Source organism: Polaromonas sp. P1_G4, assembly GCF_056405475.1.
In genome coordinates, this window is sequence record NZ_JBFUCA010000508.1 from 1 (window position 1) to 2,939 (window position 2,939).

A 2,939-nucleotide genomic window follows, 5' to 3' on the forward strand; every position below is an offset into this window, starting at 1 on the left:
GCGCGGCGATATAAAGAATCCAGGGCTTGTCCCAGCCGGCCGCGAGCTGCGAGCACATCGGGTACTCGTGCGAGTGCTCGGCCATGAAAAAACGCCGCACGTTGCGCAGAACCATCAGGATGTGCTGGTCCACCRTGTAAACATGGAACAGGTCGTGCTGCATCTGTCCGACGATCTTGCGGAAGATCCAGAGGTAGCGGCCCAGCACCGATGTCTGGTTCATCAGCCGCATGGCGTGGGTGATGCCCTCGGGCTGCTGAAGGATGCGCCGGAAGGTGTCGCGGTTGACCGGGTCGCTGCGGAACTTGCTGTTCATCAGTCCGCGGGCGTTGTAGAGCGCGCGCAGGGTGCGCGCCGACAGGCCCTTGATGCCCACGGTTGTCTCGAATACCAAAAAGGTTTCCAGGATGGCGTGCGGTTCACGCGCATACAGGTCGTCGCTGACCACCTCCAGCATGCCGGCCTTGTCGTAAAAGCGCTCGTTGATGGGCCGCAGCGGGTAGGTGTTGGGGTTGAGCCGTTCTTCGATATTGAGCAACAGGATCTGGTTGAGCTGGGTCACGGCCTTGGCGGCCCAGTAGTAGCGCTTCATCACCGCCTCGCTGGCGCGGCGCGGCACCTTGCTGCCGTCGTCGGCTTCGGCGGAATAGCCGAAGGACTCGGCCACGGCGGTCTGCAGGTCAAACACCAGGCGGTCTTCACGCCGGCCGGCAATCAGGTGCAGGCGCGCGCGTATCAAGCTCAGCAAGGCTTCATTGGCCTTGATCTGCCGCACTTCAAAGGCCGTAGCCAGGCCGTTGCGGGCCAGGTCGTCCCAGGATTTGCCCAGGCCGGCGGCCCGTGCCACCCACAAAATCACCTGCAGGTCTCGCAATCCACCCGGGGATTCCTTGCAGTTGGGCTCGAGCGAGTAGGGGGTATTTTCGAACTTGTTGTGGCGCTGGCGCAGCTCCAGCGTCTTGGCCACGTAAAAAGCCTGCGGGTCCAACACGACGGCCAGCCGGTTTTGCAGCTGCAGAAAATTCTTTTTGGATCCGGCGACCAGGCGGGCTTCGAGCAGCGAGGTTTGCACCGTGACGTCTTTGGCCGCTTCTTCGACACAACCGGAAATCGTCCGCACGCTGGAGCCAATTTCCAGGCCCACATCCCAGCAGGCGCCGATGAAGCTCTCTACCTTGGCCTTGAGGGCCGGGTCGCCGTCGATGTTGGCGTTGTCCGACAGCAGCAGCAGCACGTCTACATCCGAATGGGGAAACAGCTCGCCGCGGCCAAAGCCTCCTGCGGCCACCAGGCAGGCGGAAACCGGAAAGCCGGCACGCTGCCAGAGCAGCTGCAGGGTCGCATCGGCATGCCGGGCGAATTTTTGCAGCAGGCTGTGGATGCCGCGGGACGAGGCGCCACTGGCGGCCAGCGTGGCGAGGAGGGCGGCTTTCCCCGCTTTGTATTGCTCGCGGACCGGGGCCAGCTCGATCATCGCGGAGCTCGCAGGGTCGGAGAGTGCGCGGGGCGCCACTGTGCGCCTGGCTCAGGCACTGACAGCGGCTTGGGCAGGGCTGCTTTGCGGGACAAACGCCGGGATCGGCGGGCTGCCGGCGGACAGGGTAAGTACCTCATAGCCGGTTTCAGTCACCAAAATGGTGTGTTCCCACTGGGCGGACAAGGAATGGTCGCGCGTCACGATGCTCCAGCCGTCTTTCTCGGGGCCGTCCTTGATGTCACGCTTGCCGGCATTGATCATGGGTTCGATGGTGAAGGTCATGCCCGGTGTGAGCTCTTCGAGCGTGCCGGGGCGGCCGTAGTGCAGCACTTGCGGTTCTTCGTGGAATTTCTGGCCAATTCCATGGCCGCAAAACTCGCGAACTACGGAAAACCCCTGTTTTTCGGCAAAAGTCTGGATCGCAAAGCCGATGTCGCCCAGCCTGACCCCAGGCTTGACGCGCATGATGCCCTGCCACATGGCTTCATAGGTCACATGGCAGAGCCGCTTGGCCGCAATGGAAGCTTCGCCAACCAGGTACATGCGGCTGTTGTCGCCGTGCCAGCCGTCCTTGGTGATGACGGTCACGTCAATATTGACAATGTCGCCTTTTTTCAACGGTTTGTCGTTGGGAATGCCATGGCAGACCTGGTGGTTGATGGAAGTGCACAGCGACTTGGGATATGGCACATAGCCGGGAGGGCCATAGCCCAGCGTGGCCGGAATGGTGCCTTGAACCTGGGTCATGTAGTCATGGGCCAGCCGGTCTATTTCAWTGGTGGTGACACCCGGCTTCACGAAGGGGGTGAGGTAGTCCAGCACCTCGGAAGCAAGCCTCCCTGCCAGGCGCATGCCTTCAATTCCTGCGGCATCTTTGTAAGTAATACTCATGGCCCCGATTATCCCACCGCTCCCGGGCACATGCATTTTCAGCATGGGACCAAGGGGCTTTGGCTTTGGCCCGAATGTGGCCCGAACGGATCGCAAAAGTGCCCGGGCGCACCGGCAGCAAACCGGGGAAGGCCTTCAGTCGCTGATAAAATTACGGGTTAACGCTAGCCCGTTAAACCCAACAGCCATGCGCTGCCCACCTCCCATTACAAGGCCACCGCTACCGTGACCCTGCACCTGACGACTTTTGAGGGCGAACCCCACGGGATCAGCGCCCTCAGCGATTTCCGCGTCCAGCAACTCCTTCCCCGCCTGCAAGCCGTCCACGACAAGATCGTGGGCATCAGCGCCCGGTTTGTGCATCTGGTTGCCACGGAGGCGCCGCCTTCAGACACCGTCAAGGGCCAGCTCGCAGCACTGCTTACCTATGGCGACCCTTGCATTGCAGGCGCTGGAAAAACCGATGATGCACTGACCTTTATTGTCTCGCCGCGCTTTGGCACCGTTTCGCCCTGGGCGTCGAAGGCTACGGACATCGCCCACAACTGCGGCCTGGCCATCAAACGCATTG

3 protein-coding genes are annotated in these 2,939 nt (G+C 61.7%); 1 reads left to right on the forward strand and 2 read right to left on the reverse strand.

Translation table 11 applies throughout. The features are described from left to right. Positions 1-1,474, reverse strand: a 1,474-nt coding sequence (locus AC1D1X_RS19610; protein ID WP_477698945.1) for a [protein-PII] uridylyltransferase family protein, incomplete at its 3' end; no start/stop codon positions are given. 51 nt (positions 1,475-1,525) lie between these two features. Continuing rightward, positions 1,526-2,368 (reverse strand): type I methionyl aminopeptidase, encoded by an 843-nt coding sequence (map, locus tag AC1D1X_RS19615; RefSeq protein ID WP_477698946.1) that lies wholly within the window; start codon positions 2,366-2,368, stop codon positions 1,526-1,528. Between the two features lie 225 nt (positions 2,369-2,593). Between map and AC1D1X_RS19620 the strand changes: the two genes are divergently transcribed. After that, positions 2,594-2,939: hypothetical protein (locus tag AC1D1X_RS19620; protein ID WP_477698947.1), on the forward strand; the 346-nt coding region annotated here is incomplete at its 3' end.